This is a genomic window from Fenollaria sp. C0166D3 (assembly GCF_056590255.1).
This window is the reverse complement of the sequence record NZ_JBWPVU010000004.1, coordinates 168277-194396: the sequence shown is the minus strand read 5'-3', so window position 1 is coordinate 194396 and position 26120 is coordinate 168277. Positions and strand designations below refer to the sequence as shown.

Sequence of the window (26120 nt, the reverse complement as noted above, 5' to 3'; positions counted from 1 at the left end):
AGATGCAGAAGGTAAAAATGAAGTAACAAATGCTTACGAAGTAGCAGGAAAGATAGTATACTTCCACTACAGCGAAGAAAAAGGAACAGATCCTGCAGTTATAGCTGATCCGACTGGCCCAGTTAAACCTGGATATGTAAGAGTAAGCTTTAACAGTGGCACACATGGAACTTTAACTGTTAACGGTGTTAGCGGAATTCTGTCTAAGTCATATGACGTAAAGAGTGGCACAACACTAGTTAATGCGTATGCAGAAGGTTTTAGAATCCCTAGCATTGTTGCTGATCAAAGACATAGAGTTAAAAATGAGTTCGGCGGTTGGGACAAACAAATTGCAAGTTCGTTTAATATCGGAGCGGATTACACTTACACTGCTCAATACGAAGAAAAAGGTCAAGATGTAGTTGTTACTGACGATCCTCATAATCCAGCATATGTAAAGGTAGAGTTTGATGCCGGAGAAGGTAATCTATATGGCAGAACAAGCTATTGGGTTCTTATAGGACACTCGTTAAGTGAATTAAATGGTTTTGCTGAACCAAGAGCCATAAGGTCTGGATTTAAATTTGTTGGATGGTCACCAGACTTTAACAAAAATGAACAATTATATGCTAACAAGACTTATATAGCTCAATATGAACAAAGCTCTGCCCCAGGTGGACAAGACATAGTACCACAATTACCAGGAGAACCTAAACCAAATGTACCATCTAGCTTTGTTAAGGTAGAATTTGATGCTGGAAGGCATGGATTTATACCTAACGGCGAGATTACAATCTATTGGGTAAATCCAGACGTTTTAGTGAGAGTACCTGAGCCTACTGTTATTGCTGACAGAGACTATAAGTTTAAAGGCTGGGATGAAAGATTAGAGCAAAGATTTGCAAGAAATACATTCCCAACAGCAGAATATAAATTTATGGGCGATGATGACAATAAAGGTGGCAAGGATGGAAACAATAATTCGCAATACCAACTTGATCTAAACAAGTTATTAGAATTTATGTTGAAGCTACAATCAGAGTTATACAACAATCACAACAACAACAATAATAACAATAACAATAACAATAACAATAACGGTTATGGATTTAATGGATATAATCCTTACAACCCTTATATCTATGGTCAATATTATAACTATAATCCTAATTTTAACGGAAATATAGTCTTTAAGAAGTATATTGACGGTTATACTAACGGCACATTTATGCCGAATAAGGGCCTATCTAGAGCGGAAGCAGCACAAATATTAGCAAATGTATTGGTAGAACAAGGATTTACTTCATATGGAATACTAAGTAGATATACTGATGTTAATGGAAGAGAATGGTATGCAAATGCAATATCAATCGTAACTCAAGCTGGTGTTTTCTGCGGCTTACCTGATGGTAGATTTGCACCGAACAGAGAAATAACAAAAGCTGAGTGGATTTCTGTTTTAACTAGATATAGAAAGTTAGGACAAAGATATGGTAATTCAATGAATCTTCCAATGGGACATTGGGCAATTTCACAAGTAGAAGCTGCTAACCAAGCGGGTTGGTTAGGAATATACACTTCTGGTTTGGAAAGACTAAACCCAGACGGCGTGATAACAAGAAAAGAAGTGGTTGCAATAACAAATAAAGCGTTCAACATTCCTGTAGATATTCAATATTTGGTAGCAAACTTACCTAGTCTAAAGAATTTCATGGACGTTTCACCAAACCAATGGTACTTCTTTGACGTAATTGTTGCTGCTAATACATTCTATTTTGATAGTAGTAGCAATAGGATTGTAAATCACATTAGAGCTGACGGACAATTAGCAAATTCTGCATATAATGTAGATCATTATATAGCAAATCCATATGGAATGTATTTCATGCCAGGCACTAGATAGAATTTAATATGAATCCCAAATATAAAGGTAGGCCAAAAAAGCCTACCTTTATATTTATTGGCTCTATGTCTAATATATGTGAGTACATGAATTGATGTACTCACTTCTTTCCCCTATCCCCGCCCATATCTTGCCAAAATCGCCATTTAGTGATACAATATACTCAGGTGATACTATGGATTTAAAGGCGAAACTCAAAATTTTATCTGACTCGGCGAAGTACGATGCGTCATGCTCTTCGTCTAATTCTTCGCGCAAAAATTCTGGAGGCATTGGTAACGCTGCCTCATCTGGCATCTGTCACAGCTGGTCCGAGGACGGCCGCTGCATATCGCTACTTAAAATCCTCTTCACAAACGTTTGCATTTATGACTGCGAGTACTGCATTAACCGCGCTTCGAACGACGTGCCCCGCGCCTCGTTCACGCCCGAAGAGGTCGCCGAGCTCACTATGAACTTCTACATCCGTAACTACATCGAGGGCCTATTCCTCTCGAGCGCAGTCATCAAGAGCCCCGACTACACCATGGAGCAGCTGATCAGAACGGCTGAGCTCCTTCGTAACACCTACCACTTCAATGGTTATATACATATGAAGGTCATACCGGGCGCTTCAAAAGAGCTGGTTACAAAGCTATCGTCCCTGATTGATAGGGTATCTGTCAATATTGAGCTGCCGACTGAAAAGTCCCTTAAAATGCTTGCTCCGCAGAAAACTACCGAGGGCATCATGAAGCCTATGAACAATATTAAAATGGCAATAGCCGAGAACAAAGAGGACAGGTTGAAGTACAAGAGCGCGCCACTCATTGCCCCAGCTGGGCAAACCACGCAAATGATTATAGGCGCCGCAAATGAAAGTGACGAGACCATAATCACGAAGGCGTCGCTGCTTTATAAGGGTTTTAGCATGAAACGCGTTTATTATTCGGCCTTCGTTCCCGTCGTTAAATCGAAGTACACGAGTGGCATCAAAGCCGCACCGTTACTTAGGGAGCACCGCATCTACCAAGCGGACTGGCTGATGCGCTTCTACAAATTTAAGCCCTACGAAATCGTTTCGCGCACAAATCCCATGCTCGACCTGGACCTTGATCCCAAGGCTTTTTGGGCGATAAATCATATCGAGCTCTTTCCAATCGAAGTCAACAAGGCGAGCTACGAAGAGCTTCTTCGCGTGCCTGGCTTTGGTCCGACGACTTGCCACAAGATTATCAATGCAAGGCGCTTTGCGAGGCTTTCGTATTCTTCGCTCGAGAATATGCACATCTCCTTAAAGCGTGCTAAATACTTCATCACAGTCGCGGGGGTCTACAGAGGCGGCAAGATTGATACGCGCGAAAATCTGCGCATAAAACTCATGGATAAGGTGAATCTCAATGAACAGCTATCGTTATTTTGATTACGACAGGAGCTTCGAAGGCCTCATGACGGTCATCTTCGAGCTTTACGAGGACATCGAGCGCGCCAAATTCATGCCCGATGGTCAAGGCTCCTTATTTGATACCAAGGTCTTTATCACCACGGATATGGCAGAGGCCACTCGCGTACTAAAAGCGCTTGAGGACAAGTTTCCGAAGCGTTTCATGAGGGAGATAGTGGCGGTATTTTTGTCCTGTGATATTAATAAGGAAGATATATTAATCAGAGCCATCAAAGGCGTCTTCGAGCATGGTTACGGCTACATCTTTTCATCAGAAGTGGCAGCGAGCGAGTTTCGCCGCATACGTAGAAATGTTTTATCGGAAAACCATTCTTACAAAGGTCTTTTGCGCTTCAAAGAGGTAGAGGGCGGCGTGATGCTAGCTGAGTTTGAGCCGAAGAATGACATCTTGACCCTCATCGTACCTCATTTTGTGAAGAGGCTCCCCACTATAAACTTCGTAATCGCTGATGTGAAGCGTGGTACGGCCGCCATGCACATGAAGGGGAAGGTCGAGTTTTTGGAGCTAAAATCGCTTGACTACACTATTAGCGAAAAAGAAAAATTCTTCGAAGAAGCTTGGAAAGACTTTTACAAGACAATTGCCATAGATGAGAGAAAGAGTGAAAAGCTGATGATTTCAAATATGCCAAAGCGTTACTGGCGCTACTTAATTGAGAAATAGCTTGAAATTGGGGCACTTTTCCATTATAATAGTGTTAATGATTTTACTTGTCTAAAGAAATAAACGAATTTGACTAGAAGGAAGTGACATTTTGATTAAAGAGAAGTTTAAAGAAGTCCTAGCGACCGTTTTACCGATATCGCTGCTCGTTGTGATACTGAATTTTACAGTGGTTCCGCTAGAGAGCGACGTCTTCATACGCTTTTTATTAGGCGCGGTCTTCATACTTTTGGGACTGACAATATTTTTGATCGGCGTCGACCTTGGCATCACGCCTATGGGCGACAGCTTCGGTAACGCAGCCGTTAAGAGCGGTAAACTTTGGGTCATAGCGCTCATGGGACTGATCTTAGGCTTTGTCATTTCAATAGCTGAGCCGGATTTGCACATCTTGGCAGACCAAGTTGGCCAGGTGACTCTGGGCGTTGTATCGAAGTCAACACTAGTTATGCTTGTGTCAATGGGTGTCGCTTTACTTATTTCACTTGGCATGGTGCGTATAGTAGAAGTGTATTCGCTAAAGAAGTTTTTAATGCTTACATATGGCGTAATACTCGTACTTGCAGTGCTTTCAGACCAGTTCTTCCTAGCAGTATCATTTGATGCTTCAGGAGCGACAACTGGGGCACTGACTGTACCATTCTTACTTGCTTTATCCGCAGGTGCCTCCGCCATTAACAAAGACAGCCAAAAGTCCGAAGACGACTCCTTTGGCCTAGTTGGCATCGCTTCAGCAGGCGCCATCATCGGTGCACTGGTACTTGGTATGCTATCAAAACCAGAGTTTGGTGAGGTTCCAGACATTGCCGTGGCGGCAGAGCCGGGAATTTTCTCGCACTTCATCCACGAGGCGCCGATAGTCGCTAAAGAGATAATCATCGCGCTTCTACCCATAATCGTGATTTACACGATCTGCAACATGATCTTCTTCCATAATTCGAAGAGGGCAAACGCAAGAATCGCAACCGGCTGCGTTTTAACGTTTGTGGGACTTGTAATCTTCCTAGTTGGCGTAAACAGCGGCTTTATGGACGTCGGCCGCTACATCGGTCACGCGCTAGCCACAGAGCACAGCAAGGCCTTCATCGTTGCCATCGCCTTTCTGATGGGCGTACTGACTATACTTGCGGAGCCGGCAGTTCACGTACTTACGAACCAAATCGAAGCCGTTACGGCGGGCTCAATCAAAAAATCAGTCGTACTTATGACTTTGTCAATAGGTGTCGGCATCGCGGTAGCCTTGTCGATCCTTAAAATATTAGTTCCTGGCATGCAGCTATGGCACGTACTGCTACCGGGCTATATCATAACATTCTTGATAATGAAAAAAGTGCCAAATCTATTCGTCGGCATCGCCTTTGACTCAGGCGGCGTTGCCTCAGGACCAATGACTGCGACATTTATCCTTGCTTATGCACAAGGCGTTGCAGCCTCAACACCAACAGCGGACCTACTTATAGACGGCTTCGGTACCATTGCCATGGTAGCGATGACGCCTCTAATAGCACTGCAAATACTTGGTCTATTCTATCTGAAACATGAAAAAGGGGGAGTGAAGAATGCGTAGTTTAAAGTCTCGTCACTTAGAAATGCTAGTCGTTATAGTCGAGCATAATAAAGCGAGCAAAGTCTTGCACTTAGCGGATGAGAAAGGCGTTACAGCCTCAGTTGCCATGCTAGGCAGAGGCACTGCATCTAGGACAATATTCGACTACTTAGGTCTAAACGACAAGAAAAAAGCAGTTCTTATGCTCTTCGGAAAGACTGAGGAGATCACGGATTTTGCTGATTATTTAGTAGAAAAACTTGAAATGGACAAGCCAAACCACGGAATTGCCTACATCGAGAGCGCATTCAACGTCTTTGGCACAGAAGATAATGACAATGGTAATGGTAATGGAAGTGAAAATATTAAAAGAGGTGAAAATATGTACAACGCCATATATACTATAGTTGAAAAAGGAAATGCAGACGACGTGATCGAAGCAGCTGAAAAAGCCGGCTCAAGAGGCGGAACTGTTATGCACGCGAGAGGCTCGGGCAGCGAAGAAGCGCGCAAAGTGTTCAATATGCTCATCGAACCCGAGAAAGAGATCGTCTTGATTATATCAGAAGAAGCAAAAACTAAGGACATAGTTGAGTCGATAAGGAAGGAAACTGGAATTGAAGAGCAAGGAAAGGGAATAATCTTTGTGACGAACGTTGTTAATACTTTCGGATTAGTTAAATAATTTTGCATTCAATTTGTGCATCGAAAATTGCTTTCCCTCGCTTGCTGGTCTACATAAATTGTTAATTTCTAAACTCGATGTCTTGCGAATTCATATTCGTTCGCTACGCTCAGCTAGATGAATTCGCGGGCAGACATCTTCATTAAGAAATTAATGCAATTTATTCCGAATGCTGCGCTCACGAAAATCAATTTTCTCACTATTTGATCTAAATAAATATAAAAGATTAAAGATCTTAAATACACAAGAGAGCTCCGGCTCTCTTTTTTTGTGCCTATATCGTTTTTAGCAAATTACGAATCGCCTTAAGTGTATTGCGCGAGAAAAATGAAACGCGCGTCATATACCATCAGCGCGGCATATACCATGTGCCCGTCATATACCATCAGCGCGGCATATACCATGTGCCCGTCATATACCATCAGCGCGGCATAGACCATCAGCTCGGCGCATATCAAACGCCCGCCATTAGCCATGCAAAATCTATTTTAAATCTTATACAAAAACTTCACTATAAACAAAAAAGTAGATGCCATCTAATCTAGATAGCATCCACTGTGTAAACTAAATATTATTCTATATAGAGTTTATATAATTATTTTGACACTGTTCCCTCTATTGTCCTAACTATGCTTAGTACTTCCTCGTTTGAGTTGAAGTAGCTTAAGTTTGTTATATTGCCGTCTTTATCAAGGTACATTAGGCAAGGAACGTAGTTTGAGCTAATTAGGTTAAATAAGCTTCTTGCGTTGTAGTGGAAGTATGGTAGCATTTGGCTTAGGCCAAGTCTGTTTAGTATCGATGTGATGCTTTGGCTGTCGCCCATTGTCATTGCTTCTACCATGTTGAAGCTTGATTTATTGATATTTACTAGGCTTCTCCAGCTTGCTTGGCAGCCTCCACATGTTGGGTAACCCATGGCAATAACTGTTGGGCGGCGTCCATCCATTAGTGAAGAGATGCTAACTGTTTGACCTTGCATATTTGTAAGTGTGTAATTAGAAACGTTTGTGCCGTATGCATTTCTTAGTTTGCCAAGTAGGTCGCCACTTTGTAAGTGATTGAACTCGCCATTATTATATCTGTCTTGATATGTTAATGAATCTTTGTTAATAGGCTTATCTGGATCAGCGCCTCCTATTGTGAATGATTTTTCGGCTGTGTATTCTGGTCTGTCTGTCAAAGATGCTTTCAATGTGAATTTTCCTTCTGGAACTGCTGAGTTTGTTGTAAATGTTAGCATTGCCTTTCCATAGTAGTCTGTTTGTCTATCGTAGTTATAGGATTTACCTTCTGGATATGTGAATGTGAATTTTACTCTTTCATTCTTAACTGGGCTTCCGTTTTGGTCTTTCACTTCAAGAACCATTCTTATAACATCGCCTTTTTTGAAATTATCTTTGCCAAAGGAGATGCTTAGGTTGTAGTCATCTTTCTTTGTGTCTTTTACTATTCTAAATGATTTTGTAATCTTTTTAGCTTTGTAATTATTTGAGATAAGTTCGATTGTAACTTCATGTTCGCCTCCAACGCTTGAGTCATCGCTTGTGAAGTATAGATTTGTTTCGCCTGTGTAGCCTGTCTTTCTATCGTAGATGCCATCTTGGTAAGCACCGTTTGGGTACTTGATTGTGTATCTGATAGTATCTTGGTAGATGTTTTTACCGAATAAATCTTGTAATTTAGCTGTGATCTTAACTGTTTCGCCTGTTCTTATCTCTTCTTTATCGAAGTTTAGGTCTAGCTTAGCGTTATACTCATCTTCTGGCTCGTCGTCTCCTTCAACGTTTAAGCCTAAAGTTTTGTATAGTAAATCATATAGACCGTCTTTATCAAGAGCGCCGGCGATGTTTACTAATCTTCCGTTTTCATCTAGTATAACTGTGTTTGGTGTTGTTAAGAAGCCTAGGCGTGATGCCCAAATCTTTTCGTCAGCATCGTAGAAGATATGGTTTTTGAAGTGTTCTATATTTAATTCTTTTAAAACATTGTCAACAAAGTTTACTGTTGAATTAACATCTTCTTCAACTGAAGTAACTATTTCAACGAAATTATATTTTTCGTGTGCAAGTGGAGCCATGGCTTTCCACATTTCTACACAAGCGCCGCAGCCTGGGTAACCAAAGACTAAAACTGTTTTCTTATTAGGGTCAATTAGATCTGAAATTCTGTGATCTTTTAGATTTGCATCTTTAACATAATATTGAAGTATGTTCTTGCCATAATGTTTTTCTAGCGCTTCGTACTCAAAATCTGTAGTTTTTAAGTGCTTATATTGTCCAGAAGCTTTTCTCTCTTCATAAGAAGTAAATTCTTTTTCGCTTTGAGCTACATCGAAAGATGCAAGGCCATTGGCATTTTTAAAGTCGTTGTAACTAGCTTTTGCTTCTATTGTGTATTTACCAAGTCTTGCTGGCGCTGTAAAGTTTACAGTGAATTCACCAGTATTGCCTGATTGAACAGTCTTTCTATCGATAGCGCTGCCATTTGCATCAAGTAAGGCTAAATCGATATTTGCTTTTCTTACACCATTGCCATCAAGGTCAGTTACTTTTGCGTTTAAAACGACATTGCTTCCTGCAGTGTAGGCTGATTTATCTGCGCCGATGTTTAAGTCAAGCGCTTTGTCGTACTCAGGGAAGACTGATGGACGATTTTCTCTAAGCCACTTTGTCATACCGCCGTTCATCCAATAAATCTTTTTAAAGCCAAGCTTTTTCATGATTTCAGCAGTTGCGCCTGAACGAACTTGTGTTCTGCAGTATAATAAATAAGTTTTGTTCTTATCTAATGTTTTTACAAAATCTTCGTGATCTTTTTGATAATAGTCGTGGTGTATACAGCCTTCTATGTGAGATTCGTTGTATTCAGCCTTTGTTCTTGCGTCAAAGATGACAAAGTTTTCATTGCCTTTATTTTCTTCGATAAGTTTTTGAGCTTCGTCAGTCTCAATCATCTTGTAGATTGTTTCTTCTGGCTCAACTGGATCGACTGGATCAACTGGGTCTATAGGCTTTTCATCGCCAAAGACAATTTTATATTCACCTTCAGCATCGTCGTAGCCGTATTTGCTTGCGCTTGCCTTGATAGTGTATTCACCTTCACCCATTTCTTCAGTTGGAGTGATGTAAACTGCAGCGATACCATAATTATTAGTGTATTTTGTTAAATTATACTTAAAGTTATTTGGACCACTTACTTCTATCTTAACAGGTAAGTATCTTACACCATATTTTCTTTGGTCAACAACTTTAATGCTGATACCTGCTCTATCGCCTAATTTATAGCTTTCTTGGTCTTTTTCGAAAGACATATCTAGGTGATAAGGGTTTCTGTATTTTTTAACTTCAAAACTTGCAGTTCCAACGGCGTCTTTGTATTGTGAGCTCTTAGCTGTAACTTTTACAGTATAAGTGCCTTCTTGTCCTCCGTCTGGACTGTAGTAGTAGTTTGCTCTGCCGTAGTAGTTAGTTCTACCAGTGTTTTTATGAACGGCGCCACTTGCAGTTACTATCTCGATATCTAGGTCTACATATCTTACGTTTCTGCCATTAGCAGTGGCATGAATTGCTAGTTGAATTTTTTGGTTGTTCATAATTTCTTTTGACATAGGCTTTACTTCTAGATCAAAGCTTGGGCGTCCGTCTTCAACTGTAAATGTTAATGTATCAGTGTTTGCTTTGTAAGTGCCGCCGCTAACCTTGATATTAACAGTGTATTCGCCAGCTAAAGAAATTTCATTTGCGCCTAGAGTAAACTTAGCGTTGCCGTAGTAGTCAGAGTAAGCTGATTTACTAATACTGCTTCCGCTTGGGCTAATTACTTCTATCTCAGTCATTACATAGCGAAGATTTCTGTTTAGGTAGTCCTTTGAATTAACTGTTATACTTTGGCTGTAGCCTTGTCTAATAGTTTTAGCGTATACAGATGATGAGACTTTGATCATGTTTTTATCGTTATCATCATTATTATTATCATCATAAACAATTACGTGAGCCTTTTTAGAAACGCCGTTAGAAGTTTTAGCGATGATGTCGCACTCGCCCTTGGCAATGGCTTTTACGTAGCCGCCTTGAACTGTGGCAACACTAGTATTAGTGCTTGACCAGTATATAGCTTTGTTTCTAGCATTACTTGGTTCAACACTTGCTCTTATTGTGCTTGTTTCATTAACTTTTAGTTTTAGCTCTTCTTTATCTAAGACAATGTTTTTTACTTCAATATTTTGAACATCATCCAAAACATTTACAGTAAATGAATTTCTCTTGTAAGAGCCATCAGTTGCTGTAGCAGTTACAGTAGCTGTACCTTTTCTTAAAGCTCTTAAAACGCCATTTTGAACGCTTACTATGCCACTTGGATTGACAGAGTAGTTTAGATTTTTATTTGTAGCGTCTTCTGGAAGAACTCTTGGATTGATTTCATAATTTTCTCCGACTTTAAGATTTACTGGATTTTCATTAAATTCAATTGATGAAACTTTCTTGTCATATGATGGAGAAGAACCTCCTGGAACTGTCATAGCCTTAAGTGCAACGTTTGCGTTGTACTTAACTTGCGCCATATCAGTCCATCTAGCTCCGTCGTAGGAGATGTATGATTCGCCTCTACCCGCTCTTGCCCTTGAAGAATAACCAGCGATGTAGTTTTCAACAGGGATTGGATAGTTATATCCTGGAGTTGTTAGCTTAACGATAGGTGCGAAATATTCACCACTAGAAACATTATACTTCCTTATAGGTATATTGACATAGCCAGCATAAGTAACACTTCCTTCAGCAACCTTTACTCTATCGTTGAAAGAAACTTGTCCTCTGCCCTTTGTCATATATATTTCATATCTTGCTCCATTTGATGGAACGAAGAAACCAACTTGGTAAACATCTTTATTAGAATTAACTGGGCCGAAAACATTTGAGAAATATGCGCTTTGACCATTACCATAAGTACTTGTCATACCTAAATCGTCATAATACCATATCTCTTCGTTAGGAACCATGTCCTTTAATTTAAAAATTGCATTGCTTCTGCCTGCAAAAGCATCATAATAAGAAACCCAATAATAACCGCCCATGTATTTCCAGTTTTGTCCCCAAGAGTTCTTGATTAGCCAAGCGCCATCTCCTGGAGGTGTTATACCAAAATTATAACGAGAGAAACTATCGTCCCAACCAACTATGGCAACAGCGTGGTTAGCATAACCATAGTAGCCTGGGTTGTATGAACCCATAGTTCTTGAATTTAAGTACGATTCATCACCGTTGATAGTTGTGTAAGCAGCGCCGTATTCCATAACAGCTTGCTTTAAGATATCTGTATCCCATCCGCCTCTAACGTCTGGTATATTCATAATCTTATCAACGTCTTTAACTCTTCTTAATCCCCTTGGAGAGTAAAAATCATAAGGTGAGTAAGGTTCATCTCTTTCTGCGATAGGACCAGAGCCACGAGTTAAGTAAGCGCTTGCTACTTGCCAAGTACCGCCTTGGTCTGGACCCCAGTCAAAGCCGTGAGTGTTTCTCATGTTCTTTTCACTGAAGTCATTGTACTCTGGCATCAAAACTGATTCAGCTGATGCAAATGATGCAAAGGACCAGCAAGAACCGTTTGGGCCTTGATTTTTGACTGGAGTAACACGATTGTGCTCTCTTAAGTCATACTTTCTTGGAGCCGCTTGACGCTCTCTCCATGGAGCGAAGTCATCACTCTTTTCTAGCTCATAATTTGCGTTGTAAAGTACAGGGCTAACGCGCAAACCATAGAACTTTTCGTCTTGCTTCGATGACATTACCTTATTGTACTCTGGATTGATAGGCGAGAAAGAACCATCAATCTCATCGGCAATTTCATCTTTCTTAACGAGATTTGCTAAGTCGACTTGATCGACTATAGGATCAGAAATCTCTAAATCCTCTGCAAATGCTGTCACTGGTGTGATTAGTATAATAAGTGCTAGAACAAGACTTAAAATACTTTTTGGAAATTTTCTTTTCATTTACATACCTCCCTTAAAGAAAATGAATAAATAAGCAAAATAAGTTGCATCATTAAGACGTATACCAAGAACAACTCTACCTTGGTAAAACGTTACGGCTATTTTGCCTATTTTGAATGATTATAGCACAAAATTTTTTAGATTACAATGATTTCAATTATTCAAAATTATTAATAAAAACACTGTTTAGTATAGATAAAATTTATACTAGATATAAAAAAATACTACAAAAGTATGATTTTTTAGTACAAAATGACAAAAGTGTGCAAGAAAATAAAAATTACTTGCAAGAATGTATTATAATGAAAGAAATTTTTAATGTCTATTAGTATAGCTTAAATTAAAAAATATTTTTTTATTATTATTTTGTTTACATTCATATGTAAAAATATAAAGAGAGGAGAGGATATCAATGGGGAGCAAAAAATTTAGAAACTTAGTTTTTCTTTTAGTTCTATCTTTAATATTGACTAGCAATCTTCCAAACATATCTAAGGCAGAAAACTTTGACGGCTTAGAATTTGATGACAATTATGAAGAAACAGTTTTAGTGCCTGACGATAGTGAGGAAGATTTTCCTTTGGAAATAAGCGATATCAATGAAGACTTTGATGAAGGCGACTTAAGCATCGCGCCACTAAAGGTCGATACAAAAGAAACAGTTCCACAGCTTAGAACTAGATCTATGAGAGCGGCAAAGTTTTATCCTGCTAAATTCGACTTAAGACAAACAGGCATGGTATCTCCAGTTAAAGACCAAGGACAAAATGGTTCTTGTTGGGCATTCGCTACATATGGATCGATGGAATCCATACTATTAAGACAAAAGAAGGGCCTATACGACTTTAGTGAAAAACACTTAAGAAACATGCACGATTTTGACTGGTCTGCTGAAAAGGGCGGTAACCGTGATATGGCAGCTGCATACTTAGCAAGCGGCAAGGGACCTATAGCTGAAGATGATGATCCTTATGATCCAGTTATAACTGTTTCAAAAAAGGACTTAAGAAGAGTTTTAGACATTGACAAAGTTATCTACCTTCCAGACGTTACAAACATCAATGAGATTGACAATATTAAGTGGGCTATCAATGAATATGGAGGAGTTTATACTACAGTTAATTCTACTTCTTATTATGAAAACAAAAATACAAACTCTATGTATAATCCAGGTCATGGCTCAACTAACCACGCTGTAACCATAGTTGGATGGGACGATACTTTCCCCGCATCAGCATTTACTCAAAATGCACCAGGCAATGGAGCTTGGATTTGTAAAAACTCTTGGGGCAACAAGTACATGGATGCTGGTTATTATTACGTATCTTATTATGATGGCTTTATAGGCAAAAGCCCAACTGTATTTATTCCTAAGAAAAAAGACTTAAGAGGTATCATTCACCAATATGACCCTCTTGGAGCAACAAGATCAGTTGGATTTAAGGGCGAAGGCTACATGGCAAACATCTACACAGCTAAGTACAAAGAACTTCTTCATGAAGTTGGTTTATTTAACGTTGCTAACCAAACTAGCTATGAGGTTTATGTAGTAAGACATGTTGATAAAACATCTCAGTTAACAGACGAAAGAGTAAAGGTCGCTGAAGGAACTATACCTTATCCAGGTTATTATACTATAGATATAGATCCACAACAACTTGATGAAGGAGAACAATTTGCTGTAGTAGTGTATATGAACTCACAAAGAGCTAATAACAATACACCACTTGCAATTGAATCAAGAATTAATGGATACACATCTAAGGCGGTAGCTTCACCAGGCCAATCATTCTACTCAAAAACTGGTACTGGTTGGAAGGACTTAACAGAAACAATTGCCAACGCAAACTTCTGTATCAAGGCCATCACAACAACTGGCGACGAAGTTCCTGAAAAAGATTTAGCTGAAGTTGATGATTCTGGCACAGACATTACCATAGACGGAAAAGTAAAATTAAGAGACATAGTTTTCACTCACGGCAGTCAAGGCGTTATTGATATTGACAAGAAAGGGATACTAAGATACACTTTAGAGCCAGCTAATGCTGATGATGTTGAACTAGTTTTTGGTACTATGGATAAAAATGTTGCTGTATTTAAAGAAGGCGGTATACTTTATCCGGTAGCACCAGGTAATACCAATGTCTTTATAAAAACAAAGGACGGCACTTTAGAAAAGAGATTTAACATACAAGTTGTTAATCCAGGCATAAGAGTACCAGGAAGAGAAAAGATTGAAGTTATAGGCAACAATGATTATGTTCCTGAACCAGATCCAGAACCAGATAAACCAGAAATTCCTGATGATAAAAAAGCTGATCCAATAAAACCTGAGATAGATCCAAACGTTGCTTTAACTATATTTATGAACAGGCAATCAGATATTATCACAGAAGGAAAAACATTTAACATTGAGCCACTAGTTGGAACTTATCCGGCAACAGCTAAGAGAAACTTTATATATTACTCAGACCATCCAAATGTTATCGAAGCAAGACCAGATGGTATACTAGTTGCTAGAGGCGTTGGCTACTCAAACATAACTGTTATGACTGACAACGGACTAAAGACAACGTTCAGAGCAAAGGTAGTACCTGACTACGATAAACAAGTTATTGAGATTACAAGCTTTACTAACTCAGAAAGAAGATCTGGTATCTTCAGATTATATGGAGAGGCAACTGTAGATGGCAGGCCATATAACGGCGCCGCAACTATCATAGTTAAAAGCGAAGGCAAAGTAAATGAAAGAAGAGTTTACTTTAACCAAGGAAAAGTTGTATCTAAGTACTTAGGCGGTGACTTTGCTCTTTCTAAAAGCAAGTTCGAAGCAACACTTAAGGTAAGAAACGAAGAAAAGACTATCAGATTTGGTAAGTATGGTGAAATACTAGCAGAAGATTTAGAAGATATAAGAATCATCAGTCTAGAAAATACTGAGCGCCACGCAGGCATCTTTAGAGTAAACGCCTATGTTGAAGCAAACGGCAAACCATACACAGGCTACACAACATTAGAAGTAGAAGCACTTGATGGCAAGACTATCAAAGAAGAAATTTGGGCTAAGGAAGGCTACGTTGTAAGACAGTTCTCAGCTGGATCCTTTGGCTCAGGACATGATGATTTCGTAGCAAGACTTACAGTTGGAAGCGAAAGTAAAGAACTACATTTCTCATATGATCTAACTAAGCCTGCATATGGAACTAATCCTGTAGTAAAGATACTATACTTTAGAAACTCACAAACAAGAGAGTCAGCAGCCTTTACACTTAGAGCAGAAGCCATAGTAGACGGAAGTCCATTTGATGGATACGCTACTATAGTAACAGAAGGAAACGGACGTAAACTTACAAACATTGTTAAATTTACTGATGGTATAGCAGAAATCAAGTACACAGCTGGCAACTTTGCCAACTGGAGAAAAGAATTTACATCTACGCTTAATATATATGGTGAAGAAACATCAATTAAATATTCATATAATTAATACGATATAAGTGGCTCAGCCAATTATATAAATATATTTAGGGGAGGTTTACCTATGAAAAATTACAAGAATGTACTATCATTTGTCTTGGTATTGGCAATCTTAGTAACAGTGTTTAGCCCTCTAGGCAGCGTAGTAAAAGCTGAATCCCAAAAGGATCAAGTTTTACTAGAAATTTCTGACTTAAAGGTCGATATTAAAAACGCCGTTCAAAGCGTTCAAGATATCGAACCAAAGAATGATGACGAAAAGGAACTTCTTGATAAATATCATGAAGCTGCTAAAGACATCAACAGAGAGCTTGAAATTAGCGAAGAAAGAGTAGCAGGATCCGTACAAGGATTTGCAGATGGATCAGTTTATGATCTAACAACTATTCCAGTAAGAGTACAACTTCTTATTAGAATCGGTCGCGCTATAAGGTTTGCAACTACTGAACTTTCAAACAAAGTAGTAGCTGCTCACACTAAGATTGCAGAATATATCCTAACAGGTATATTATATGTAGTTAACCCATTCGCAAGCGAAGGACAAATCGTTGAGTACATGGAAAGATTTGAAGCACTTCAAGAAGAATTACTTCAATATCCAGACCTTAGACCTGAAGACATAGCAACTATCTATAAGAAAGCTGCTTTTAGTAGGGAACTATCGGAAGCTAGAAGAGTTTACAATAGCCAAAACAGAGTAACTAAAAACTTTAGAGCTAGACCACTTAAAGAAGCTATTGACAACGGTTCTAGAATGTGGTGGAGACTTGATGTAACTTGCGGAGAGCTTGATGCACAAGTAGAAAAAGTTCATGCTGAAATGGAAAAAATTACTGGACCAAAGATTAGAGTTGAAAGAGTCGAATTTATGGAAGGACCAGCTGGTTACATCTCAATCGACAAAAAGACTAGAATCAGACCAGTAATATTCCCAAATGAAGTAAAGAACAAAGACGTTATTATTTACTCAGCTAACCCATATATAGCAAGAGTAAGCGCAGGAGAAATCATTCCACAAAGAACTGGTTCAACTGAAATCATAGTTACTGCTAAGGACAACAACGTTCAAGGAAAATTTACATTATATGTTGTTGAACAAGGCGGCTACATGGATCAAATCCCACCACTACAAGCAACAGGACAAAACTACGGTTTTGAATTAAACCCAGTTCCAGGTCCAGGACATGATGACCTACCACCAATCCAACATGACAAGACAGTTGTTAAGAGCGTTGATTTCGCTACAGACAAAGTTGTTATGACAGTTGGTGACACATATGATTTATCAGCCCAAGCACTTGTTTATCCAGTAGAAGCAGTTAATAAATCATTATCATACACTTCTGAAAACGATTCTATAGCATATGTTGATAAAACTACAGGCCTTGTAAAAGCCCTTCACACAGGACTTATTAAAATATTTGCTACTTCTGAAAATGGCGTTATGGGATCAGTTTATGTAGAAGTAAAAGAAAAACAAAAAGAAGCTGATATCGAAATCGTTAGCGTAGAAAACACTCAAAGAAGAGCTGGTATCTTCTCTATCGAAGTAGAAGCTTTAAATAATGGCAGAGCATATAACGGCTACATGACTGTAGAAGTAACTTCTGGGGACAAAACTTTAACAAAGAAAGTTTATATGAGCCAAGGAAAAGGCAGAGTAAAATTCAACGGATTTGAATTTTATGTTTGGTTAAAAGATTTCCACGCAACAGTAAGAATCAAAGACCAAGTAAAAGAATTAGATTTCTCATTTAGATAGTCTATAAATGAAAGGAGACAAAATTATGAAAAAATTTATGACAATCTTCTTAGCATTATTATTAATGTTCAACACTGTATTAACTACAGTTGCATCAGCTAAGATGATCAATGACGACGAAGCAGCCATTGGCGAAGACGATTTAGATATCGAAGTAAACGATTTAGAAGTATATAAAAGACAAGTACAAGCAATAAGAGACGAAGCAAAAGACATCACACCACACAATAAAACAAACAGAGAAATGCTTGAAAACTTCAACGCAAAAACTGACGAATTAGAAGCTAACATTGAAAATTCACTACAACCAGAAGCAGTTGGTGGAATTGGTATGGGATTTGCACAAATCTACGACCTATCATCAATCCCTCAAAGATTAATGCTAGTTGGTAGACTATGTGTAGCAATGAGATTTGCAACAACAACATTAAGATACAAAGTTGACCAAGCTCACGTAGAAATCGCTGAATATGTATTCCAAGGTTTAGTAATCGCAGTAAGCCCATTCCACACAGTTGACGACATGAAAGCTTATATGGCTGAATTTGAAGCTTTAAAAGCAAAACTTATAGGTTACCCAGATCTAACAAACAACGATACAGCTAACCTTTATGTTAGAAGCGACCTTGATCACAAGCTAGTTAAAGCAAGAGCACTTTACAGAACAGACCTTAAAGAAGCTCCTCAATACGTTTTAGACGATCTTAACGAAGTTATAAGAGAAGTTACATCAATTAGACTTAGACCACAAGCCTTAGTTAGAGAAATCTACGAAGCATCAGACATGCTAGACGCAGCAGTAGGTAAAGCAATTGCTCAACTACAAAACGACCACAGAATTACTTCAACAGAAAGAAGCGACTTAAAAGAACACAGAAACTTAGCTAGAAAAGCAAGAAGAAACGGAGATAAGAGAAAAGAATTAGGAGACGCTATAGACTTAGCTAACAAGCTAATCCTTCAAAGAAGAGCATCTTCAAGACAAGTTCAAGAACTTATCGACACAATCAGAATGCTTCTTGACATGGGTCCTAGAAACTAGTTAATAGTAATTATATTAATAGTTAATAGAATTTATAAGAGAGCCTTGCGAGGCTCTCTTTTATTTTGCATTTGATTTGCACATCGAAAATTGATTTCTCTCGCTTGCTGCGCCTACATAAATTGTTAATTTCTAAATTCGATGTCTTGCGAATTCATATTCGTTCGCTACGCTCAACTAGATGAATTCGCGGGCAGACATCTTCATTAAGAAATTAATGCAATTTATTCCGAAGGCTGCGCTCGTGAAAATCAATTTTCTCACTATTTTTGCTTCGTAAAAGTGATTAGCTATACATAATGCGCTGCTTTTGAAACATCTTTTTTCTCACTAATAGCAGCTTTCTACGAATACTGCAATTATTAAAATACTTTTATTTATGTCGAATAAAAAACATTTGAGCACAAAAAGAGACCAAAGATTAACTTTGATCTCAAAAATTTTTTTATTCACTACTTTTTATCTAAATACTCTGGATCATAAATTGACCATGGACTTCGCAGAGCAAACAAGTTCAAGGGCTCGCTTGAATGTAAAATTTCTTATTTTAATAAATATTTCTTTATTCACTAACTTAATCATTTTTACTCTGGATCTACATTGACCATGGGACTTCGCAGAGCGATTTGATTCACGGGACGAAGTGGAACGAAGCGGCCGACCGACATCGTACATAGAAGTACGTTGAGGGAGGGCGCACAGCGAACAAGTTCCGTGGGCAAATCGAATGCGAACTAAGCTTTGAAGATTACTTTCATAGTAGTTCCTTCGCCCACAGTACTCATCACATCTATCGATCCACCCATATCTTCCACTATATGTTTCACTATGGATAGACCAAGGCCTGTCGAGTTTGTATTTCTGTTTCTTCCTTTGTCGACCATGTAGAAGCGCTCGAATATACGAGGGATTTCGTCTTTCTCAAGACCGATGCCTGTGTCTGAAATTTTGCTTATGATATTGTCCCCGCGTTTTTCGACGGAGATTGTAAGCTTGCCGCCATCTTTATTGTACTTGATAGCGTTTGAGATTAGGTTTCTATAAAGCTCCGAAAGCATGCCAAGTGGCACGTTTTTCTTAAGTCCTTCTTCAATGTGGCTTTCGACTGTTAAATTTTTCGCGTCGATTTTGCCCTTATATAGCTTTAAGATATTCTCTATAGTCTCTTTAATCGAAACTTCTTCTTCGCTCTTTAGCTGTGGTCTTTCGTCTAGCTTCGATATCATGATGATGTTATCGATCAAGCGTAGCATTTGACCTGCTTCGTCAAAGATGATGCCGGAGAATTTTTTGATGTCCTCTTCCTTAACCATGCCGTTCTTAATTAGCTCGGCGTAGCCAGATATCGATGTTAGCGGGCTCTTTAGCTCGTGTGAAACGTTCGCGGAGAATTCGCGTCTAAGCTTTTCGGCCTTTTTCTCGTCGTTTACGTCAAGAACTAGCATGATGATGCCTGTTAGGGCACTTCCATTCTCAATTGGGGATAGATATATCTTTAGGTTGTCTTCGTCGACCATAATCTCGAAGCTCGATGACTTGTGCGTTTGAATTAAATCATTTAGTCTAGTCGATACCTCTTGGCTCCTTGTTAGCCTAACGACGTCCATGCCCGTATAATCGGTTTGCATATTTGACTTAAATAGCTTCTTCGATGCGTCGTTGAGCTGAACGACCTTTAAGTCAGTGTCAATGAGTACCAGGCCTTCGTTCATGTTTCTAAGTATCTCATTCACTGTTGATTCCTTAGTTTCAAGGCTTTCTATATAGCCTTTGATGTCTTTATTCTTTCTCTCTATAGTCCTTATGAATGGACTTAGTTCGTCGTAAACGTCGATCTTAGCTGTATTGAAATCGTCTCTGTGCAAGTGCTCTGCAGCGTAATCGATAGGCAATAGCAGTTTGTCTACGAGTTTTTTGTTTATTAGTAAAAGCACTAGAATAAGTAGGATTGACATAAGTAGTATAAGTGGAACTACTTTCATAAATGAGCCAAGTATTGATTCTGTTTGCTTTGATATCCTTATTACATTGCCGTCCGCCATGAGAGAAGCATAGTAGTACGTATCTTTATTAAGCGTATTGGATAGTCTCACGTCTTTGCCGATGTCGCCATTTAAGGCTTCTTTAATCTCTTTTCTATCAGCATGGTTCTCCATCGATGCAGGATCTGTGAAGTTATCATATAGAACATTGCCTTCTGGATCAACTACGGTAAAGCGAAGATTTACATCAAAGCGGCCCATTATCTCTAAGTCGTCCACATCTAGCATGGATGCTAGAGCAAGTTCGTCTTTTAAATCTTTTAACTCATTCTTTCTAGTATTTTGGTAGAATATAGCTGTACTTATTGTAACGCTTAAGACTATTGCTATAAAAAAGCAAATGGCGTAGGTGATATTTAGTTTTTTCTTCACTTTTCGTCACCAACCTTATAGCCAAGGCTTCTGATAGTCTTGATAACGCCTTGATATGGCTCAATCTTCGATCTTATTGAGGCGATGTGAACGTCAACGGTTCTTGTCTCTCCTTCAAAATCGTAGCCCCAGATCTTCTCTATAATCCTGTCTCTTGTTAGGACGATGTTTGGGTTCGATAGTAAAAAGTATAAGAGCTCAAACTCTTTATAAGTAAGGGAGATGGGCTCGCCATCAACAGTTGCGGTTCTTTTGTCGTAGTCGAGTCTGATACCGGCGTAGTCAAGTACGTCGCCAGCGTTCACTTTGCTGCGTCTAAGAAGGGCTCTTACCCTTGCCAAAAGCTCCAAGACGCTAAATGGCTTTGTGATGTAGTCATCGGCGCCTCTATCGAGCCCTGTAATCTTGTCAAACTCAGTAGTCTTAGCTGTTAGCATAATTACGGGGATGTTCTTTAGTGCGGCATCCCTCTTCATTTGATCAAGTATTTCAAGTCCGCTTGTGCCAGGCAGCATGATGTCGAGCATAACTAGCGTTGGCACTTCTTTTTTAACTCTAGCAAAGAACTCATCAGCATTCTCAAAGCCTTCAGCCTTGTAATTTTCATTGTGCAGTGCATATAGAACTAAGTCCCTAATGCTCCTGTCGTCTTCAACTATATATATCATAGCTCCTCCTACTCATAGTGCTTAGAAGTGATTGAAAATACGCTCCAGTCCGCGATAGATTCTGCGTTGTCGCCGATTCTTTCGAAGTACTTCGCAATTTGTATTATGTCTATAAGCCTTAGAGCGTCATCTTTTTTATCGCCAATCTTCTCTACGACCTCACTCATTATGTGGCTGAATAAAGCGTCAATCTTGTCGTCAGAGGCGATGACCTTGTAGCTCTCTTCCAAATCGCCAGTGATAAAGGCGTCAATCCCGCTCTTTAACATCTTCTTAGTAGATAGGCACATATCCAAAATCTCTTCAGTGAAGTCCTCGCCGATACTTACAAAATTAAGTAGGCCAGCGACTTCGATCACGTGTCCGCCAATCTTTTCAACGTTTCTGATGATGTTTAAAGTAGACGAAACAAACCTTAAATCCTTCGCAACCGGTTGTTGAGTCGACATGATCTTAAGGCATAGAGTCTCGATGTTTCTGTTATACTCGCGAATTTCGTCCTCTTTACTCTCAATCTCGTGAAGCTGATCTTTGATATCAGCATCCTCCACAGCCGTCTCTATAGTCACCTTCATGTCCATCAGCATCTTTTCAACGATAGCACTATATAAAATGATTTCATTTTTTAAATTTTCTAATTCATTAATGTATCTTGTTCTTACCATGATTATACCCCTTTTTTAACCGAATCTACCAGTGATATAGTCTTCAGTCTTTTTATTTTTTGGATTTTGGAAAATGGTGCTCGTTTGATCCGATTCAATGATTTCACCTTCAAAGAAGAAGGAGCAGTAGTCCGATATACGAGCCGCTTGTTGCATGTTGTGAGTCACGATGACGATGGTGTAGCGGTCCTTAAGTGAGTCGCATAATTCTTCAATCTTCGATGTCGATATTGGGTCAAGAGCCGATGTTGGTTCGTCCATCAACAAAACTTCTGGTTCAACAGCTAGCGCCCTTGCTATGCAAAGCCTTTGTTGCTGTCCACCAGATATTTGGAGAGCGTTTCTCTTTAGTTTATCCTTTACTTCATCCCAAAGAGCCGCACCTTGTAGTGACCTTTCTACTATGATGTCAAGGTCCTTTTTCTTTCTAATTCCGTGCACACGAGGGCCATAAGCAATGTTATCGTAGATAGACATGCTGAAGGGGTTTGGCTGCTGAAAAACCATGCCAACCCTCTTACGAAGCTCGTTCACATCAACTTTTGGAGCGTAGATGTCCTCACCATCCAAAGTGATTTCGCCAGTGATTTTTACACCATCGACAAGATCATTCATTCTATTTAAACTCTTTAACAGCGTTGACTTACCACAGCCAGATGGGCCAATGAAAGCCGTGATTTTGTTCTCCGGCATATCCATAGACACATTCTTTAGCGCCTGAAAATCACCATAAAAGAGGTCAACATTTTTAACTTCAATTTTATTCATTATTTCATAACCTTTCTTGATAATTTTGTTGAAAGCATATTGATAATTACAACCACAATCAGTAAAACAAAGGCAGTTGCAAAGCTTGCTTCAACGTGGAAGCCCTCGTCACTTAGTACGTACATGTGTAGGGCAAGCGTCCTTCCTGATTCGTTAAGCGCCTTTGGCATGGCAGTCGCAGTACCTAAAGTGTAGATAAATGCAGCAGTTTCGCCGACGATTCTACCTATAGAAAGTATGATACCTGCCAAAATTCCGTTCATAGCTGGAGGTAAAACTACTTTGAATATAGTCGATAGCTTTCCCGCGCCTAGACCAAAAGAGGCCTTTCTAAACGAGTCAGGAACAGCTAGTATCGCTTCTTCCGACGTTCTTATTATGATTGGCAAGACCATGATGATGGCGGTTAAGACGCACGCCATAATCGAGTATTGCATCTGCAGCTCATATACGAAGAAGATCATACCAAATAGACCGTAGATGATAGACGGGATACCTGCAAGTGACTCAGTACCAAGCCTAATGATCTTAACTATCTTTGAGCCCTTCTTCGAGTATTCGCTTAGGTAAATGGCGCTCGCAACACCTATGGGCACGGCTACGAGTAAAGTGAGCACAACAACTACAAGCGTCACAATTAAGCTTGGCAGCATCGATACGTTTTCACTTGTGTACTTAGGCGCGAATAAAGATGGCCTTAGGTTTGGTATACCATTGACCGAAATGTAAAGGATTATGAAGACAAGTGTAGCCAAAGTGAAGTAGGCAGCGACCTTGATCAGTATTTTCAAAAATTTACTCATAATTCTTTTCACTTCCTTTAATAAAGTAGAATATAGTGTTTATTATCAAAATGAAGATAAATAGGACCATGGCAGTCGCGACAAGTCCTTGTCTGTGCTTTGGTGTAGCGTATGCCATCTCTATAACTATATTTGTTGTAAGTGTTCTAACCCCTTGTGTAATGGAAGTTGGGATTCTAGGCTGATTACCAGCGATTAAGTAAACAGCCATAGTTTCACCTATCGCTCTACCGATGCCTAAGATGAAAGAGGAGATAATCCCGCTCTTTGCGGCAGGTACAACGACTTTAAATATACTTATTTCCTTACTTGCGCCGAGTGCTACTGAACCTTGGTAGAATGACTTTGGGACGGCTCTTAATGATGACTCACATATGGAGATTATAGTTGGAAGTATCATTATTCCTAAAAGTAGGGATGCCGTTATTATATTCATGCCGTCACCGCCAAACGCCTTTCTTACAAGTGGCACAATAACTACAAGGGCAAAGAAACCATATACAATTGAAGGGATGCCCGCCATTAGCTGAACGGCTGGCTCCAGTATTTTGTATGCTTTTTTATTGGCATAGAAGGCCATATATATGGCTGTCAAAAGTCCTATAGGCAGACCTATGATGATCGCGCCGAGCGTTGTATACACACTGCCAACTACCATTGACACGATACCGTAAGATGCGGGAACGTTTCTAGGAGCCCATACTTTGCCAAATAAAAATGCTTTTAGTCCGTACTCTTTTACAAAGGGAATGCCTTCAGAAAAAATGAAGTAGCATATAAGTAAAAGAGCAAAGACAGATATTAGAGAGATGACAAAGAAGAAATACTTCATGAAATTCTCTTTAAAATTTTTATTCATAATTACTCCTTATAAAATTATGGAGGGCTCAAATCTGGCCCTCCGGAGGAAATTTTCTTTTAGTCTAAATTATTTAATATCTCCCCAAGTTTTTGTTTCACCTACGAAGATGGCTTTGATTTGTTCAAGACTTAAGTCTTCACATGCATTGTCATTGTTAACTATAACAGCGATACCGTCTTTAGCGATAACCACGTTAGTTAATTCAGCCTTTTCTTCATCAGATAAGTCTCTTGAAGCCATACCTAAATCAGCTGCACCTTCGATAGCTGCTTGGATACCAGCAGATGATCCTGTTGATTGAATTTCGATCTTAACGTCTGGATACATTTCCATATATTTTTCAGCAAACTTTTCCATAAGTGGAGTAACAGATGTTGAACCACCTACTACAAGCTTACCAGATTGAGAATTTTGTTTGTATTCAGCTGCTGCTGTGTCAACTTGAACGTATTTGTTTTCAAGAACCATTTCTTGACCTTCCTTAGACATCATAAAGTCGATGAAGTCTTTCTTAAGTCCGTCAATTTCTCCTTTGTAAACAATGTTGAATGGTCTTGCAATCTTATAAGAACCGTCTAAAACGTTTTCAGCGCTAGCTTCAACGCCTTCAACCTTAGCAGCCTTAACGCTATCGTTTAAAGAACCTAAAGAGATGTAACCGATGGCGTTCTTGTCACCGTTAACAGTCATTAGAACAGCGTTAGTAGATTTTTGAACAACAGCGTCAACAGTAGTTCTGTCAACCTTAGTGTCTCCTTCTTTTTCTTCGATACCAGTGATTTCGATGAAAGCTCCTCTAGTACCAGAACCGTCTTCTCTTGAGATTACAGTGATGGGTTCGTTAGAAGTTTCAGGTGCTTGTTCTTCAGTTTTTTCTTCAGTCTTTTCTTCTGTTTTTGTTTCAGTAGCTGTTTCAGCTGGTTTTTCTTCGTCCTTAGAGCAAGCTACTAGAGAGAATGCTAATACAAGTACTAGCAATAATGAAATTAATTTTTTTGTCATTTTTAAATAACACTCCTTTAAATTATTTTTACAAGTTGATTATAGTGGCCTTGTGTTAAGAATGTATATTAATTATGTAAAGATTATGTAAAATATGTAAAATCACCAAAATTTTTTTGATTTTTTACGAAAATGGGCTTGTATTTGTAAAATATACTTTACAAACAGCTTTGTACTGAACGGAAAGTGATTGTACATCAAAAATTATTTTCACCGCTTGAACAACGAAAATTGATTTCTCTCGCTTGCACATCGAAAAGATAGTTCCACGCAGCTTAGTTCAACAAATTGACAATTGCTAAGCTTGTCCGACTATAAATCCATATTCGTTACGCTGCGCTCCACTAGATGGATTTATGGCCGTCGTCCTGCGCAAAGCAATTGAAGCAATTTGTCTCAATGCGCTGCTTTTGGAACATATCTTTTCTCACTAAAACA

At 39.1% G+C, this 26120-nt stretch carries 17 protein-coding genes; 8 read left to right on the top strand and 9 right to left on the bottom strand.

Annotated elements, in window-relative coordinates:
- Window positions 1–1885 (top strand): S-layer homology domain-containing protein (locus tag AC1EJ0_RS04420; RefSeq protein ID WP_480023261.1); only part of this gene is annotated, 1885 nt, incomplete at its 5' end.
- Window positions 1886–1954: 69 nt separating this feature from the next.
- Here the strand turns inward: AC1EJ0_RS04420 and AC1EJ0_RS04415 are convergent.
- Window positions 1955–2182 (bottom strand): hypothetical protein, encoded by a 228-nt coding sequence (locus tag AC1EJ0_RS04415; protein ID WP_480023977.1) that lies wholly within the window; start codon window positions 2180–2182, stop codon window positions 1955–1957.
- On the opposite strand from AC1EJ0_RS04415, the gene AC1EJ0_RS04410 reads away from it, so the two are divergent.
- The 4 genes from AC1EJ0_RS04410 to AC1EJ0_RS04395 all read left to right on the top strand — a co-directional run bounded on the left by AC1EJ0_RS04410 (window position 2085) and on the right by AC1EJ0_RS04395 (window position 6224).
- A complete protein-coding gene (locus AC1EJ0_RS04410; RefSeq protein WP_480023976.1) occupies window positions 2085–3287 on the top strand; it encodes a putative DNA modification/repair radical SAM protein in 1203 nt (400 codons plus the stop codon). The two genes, AC1EJ0_RS04415 and AC1EJ0_RS04410, sit on opposite strands and share 98 nt — an antisense overlap.
- A complete protein-coding gene (locus AC1EJ0_RS04405; protein ID WP_480023263.1) occupies window positions 3265–3993 on the top strand; it encodes a TIGR03915 family putative DNA repair protein in 729 nt (242 codons plus the stop codon). Before AC1EJ0_RS04410 ends, AC1EJ0_RS04405 begins: the two co-directional genes overlap by 23 nt.
- A gap of 91 nt (window positions 3994–4084) precedes the next feature.
- Window positions 4085–5560 carry a DUF1538 domain-containing protein gene (locus tag AC1EJ0_RS04400; protein WP_480023264.1) on the top strand — a complete coding sequence of 492 codons (1476 nt, stop codon included), beginning with the start codon at window positions 4085–4087 and terminating at the stop codon, window positions 5558–5560.
- On the top strand, window positions 5553–6224 hold the full coding sequence (locus AC1EJ0_RS04395; RefSeq protein WP_480023265.1) for a P-II family nitrogen regulator: 672 nt from the start codon (window positions 5553–5555) through the stop codon (window positions 6222–6224). The genes AC1EJ0_RS04400 and AC1EJ0_RS04395 overlap by 8 nt, the downstream gene beginning before the upstream one ends.
- Before the next feature lie 595 nt (window positions 6225–6819).
- On the opposite strand, the gene AC1EJ0_RS04390 is transcribed toward AC1EJ0_RS04395, so the two are convergent.
- Window positions 6820–12219: a lectin like domain-containing protein gene (locus AC1EJ0_RS04390; RefSeq protein WP_480023266.1), complete on the bottom strand. Its 5400-nt coding sequence runs from the start codon at window positions 12217–12219 to the stop codon at window positions 6820–6822.
- Window positions 12220–12631: 412 nt separating this feature from the next.
- On the opposite strand from AC1EJ0_RS04390, the gene AC1EJ0_RS04385 reads away from it, so the two are divergent.
- The 3 genes from AC1EJ0_RS04385 to AC1EJ0_RS04375 are packed head-to-tail and all read left to right on the top strand — an operon-like array spanning window position 12632 to window position 18500.
- Window positions 12632–15706, top strand: coding sequence for a C1 family peptidase (locus AC1EJ0_RS04385; protein WP_480023267.1), 3075 nt, complete (start codon window positions 12632–12634; stop codon window positions 15704–15706).
- A gap of 54 nt (window positions 15707–15760) precedes the next feature.
- Window positions 15761–17458: a CAMP factor family pore-forming toxin gene (locus AC1EJ0_RS04380; protein WP_480023268.1), complete on the top strand. Its 1698-nt coding sequence runs from the start codon at window positions 15761–15763 to the stop codon at window positions 17456–17458.
- Window positions 17459–17483: 25 nt separating this feature from the next.
- Complete coding sequence (locus tag AC1EJ0_RS04375) at window positions 17484–18500, top strand: CAMP factor family pore-forming toxin (protein WP_480023269.1); 1017 nt, start codon at window positions 17484–17486, stop codon at window positions 18498–18500.
- 734 nt (window positions 18501–19234) lie between these two features.
- Here the strand turns inward: AC1EJ0_RS04375 and AC1EJ0_RS04370 are convergent.
- From AC1EJ0_RS04370 to AC1EJ0_RS04340, 7 genes are all read right to left on the bottom strand, one after another.
- On the bottom strand, window positions 19235–20914 hold the full coding sequence (locus tag AC1EJ0_RS04370) for a sensor histidine kinase (protein ID WP_480023270.1): 1680 nt from the start codon (window positions 20912–20914) through the stop codon (window positions 19235–19237).
- Window positions 20911–21582 carry a response regulator gene (locus AC1EJ0_RS04365; protein WP_480023271.1) on the bottom strand — a complete coding sequence of 224 codons (672 nt, stop codon included), beginning with the start codon at window positions 21580–21582 and terminating at the stop codon, window positions 20911–20913. The genes AC1EJ0_RS04370 and AC1EJ0_RS04365 overlap by 4 nt, the downstream gene beginning before the upstream one ends.
- 8 nt (window positions 21583–21590) lie before the next feature.
- Window positions 21591–22247, bottom strand: coding sequence for a phosphate signaling complex protein PhoU (phoU, locus tag AC1EJ0_RS04360; protein WP_480023272.1), 657 nt, complete (start codon window positions 22245–22247; stop codon window positions 21591–21593).
- A 15-nt stretch (window positions 22248–22262) separates the two neighbouring features.
- On the bottom strand, window positions 22263–23015 hold the full coding sequence (pstB, locus tag AC1EJ0_RS04355; RefSeq protein ID WP_480023273.1) for a phosphate ABC transporter ATP-binding protein PstB: 753 nt from the start codon (window positions 23013–23015) through the stop codon (window positions 22263–22265).
- Window positions 23015–23818 carry a phosphate ABC transporter permease PstA gene (gene pstA / locus AC1EJ0_RS04350; RefSeq protein ID WP_480023274.1) on the bottom strand — a complete coding sequence of 268 codons (804 nt, stop codon included), beginning with the start codon at window positions 23816–23818 and terminating at the stop codon, window positions 23015–23017. Before pstA ends, pstB begins: the two co-directional genes overlap by 1 nt.
- Window positions 23811–24677, bottom strand: coding sequence for a phosphate ABC transporter permease subunit PstC (gene pstC, locus AC1EJ0_RS04345; RefSeq protein ID WP_320605046.1), 867 nt, complete (start codon window positions 24675–24677; stop codon window positions 23811–23813). Before pstC ends, pstA begins: the two co-directional genes overlap by 8 nt.
- A 69-nt stretch (window positions 24678–24746) precedes the next feature.
- Entirely contained in the window at window positions 24747–25682 is a 936-nt protein-coding gene (locus AC1EJ0_RS04340; RefSeq protein WP_480023275.1) for a substrate-binding domain-containing protein, read from the bottom strand.
- Window positions 25683–26120: the final 438 nt, after the last annotated feature.

Bases quoted from the DNA above. Each gene is read 5' to 3' on its own strand.
- AC1EJ0_RS04375 (WP_480023269.1), top strand. From the start codon at position 17,484: ATGAAAAAATTTATGACAATCTTCTTAGCATTATTATTAATGTTCAAC.
- phoU (WP_480023272.1), bottom strand. From the start codon at position 22,247: ATGGTAAGAACAAGATACATTAATGAATTAGAAAATTTAAAAAATGAA.
- AC1EJ0_RS04385 (WP_480023267.1), top strand. From the start codon at position 12,632: ATGGGGAGCAAAAAATTTAGAAACTTAGTTTTTCTTTTAGTTCTATCT.
- pstC (WP_320605046.1), bottom strand. From the start codon at position 24,677: ATGAATAAAAATTTTAAAGAGAATTTCATGAAGTATTTCTTCTTTGTC.
- AC1EJ0_RS04380 (WP_480023268.1), top strand. From the start codon at position 15,761: ATGAAAAATTACAAGAATGTACTATCATTTGTCTTGGTATTGGCAATC.
- AC1EJ0_RS04390 (WP_480023266.1), bottom strand. From the start codon at position 12,219: ATGAAAAGAAAATTTCCAAAAAGTATTTTAAGTCTTGTTCTAGCACTT.
- pstA (WP_480023274.1), bottom strand. From the start codon at position 23,818: ATGAGTAAATTTTTGAAAATACTGATCAAGGTCGCTGCCTACTTCACT.
- pstB (WP_480023273.1), bottom strand. From the start codon at position 23,015: ATGAATAAAATTGAAGTTAAAAATGTTGACCTCTTTTATGGTGATTTT.
- AC1EJ0_RS04365 (WP_480023271.1), bottom strand. From the start codon at position 21,582: ATGATATATATAGTTGAAGACGACAGGAGCATTAGGGACTTAGTTCTA.
- AC1EJ0_RS04405 (WP_480023263.1), top strand. From the start codon at position 3,265: ATGAACAGCTATCGTTATTTTGATTACGACAGGAGCTTCGAAGGCCTC.
- AC1EJ0_RS04340 (WP_480023275.1), bottom strand. From the start codon at position 25,682: ATGACAAAAAAATTAATTTCATTATTGCTAGTACTTGTATTAGCATTC.
- AC1EJ0_RS04415 (WP_480023977.1), bottom strand. From the start codon at position 2,182: ATGCCAGATGAGGCAGCGTTACCAATGCCTCCAGAATTTTTGCGCGAA.
- AC1EJ0_RS04395 (WP_480023265.1), top strand. From the start codon at position 5,553: ATGCGTAGTTTAAAGTCTCGTCACTTAGAAATGCTAGTCGTTATAGTC.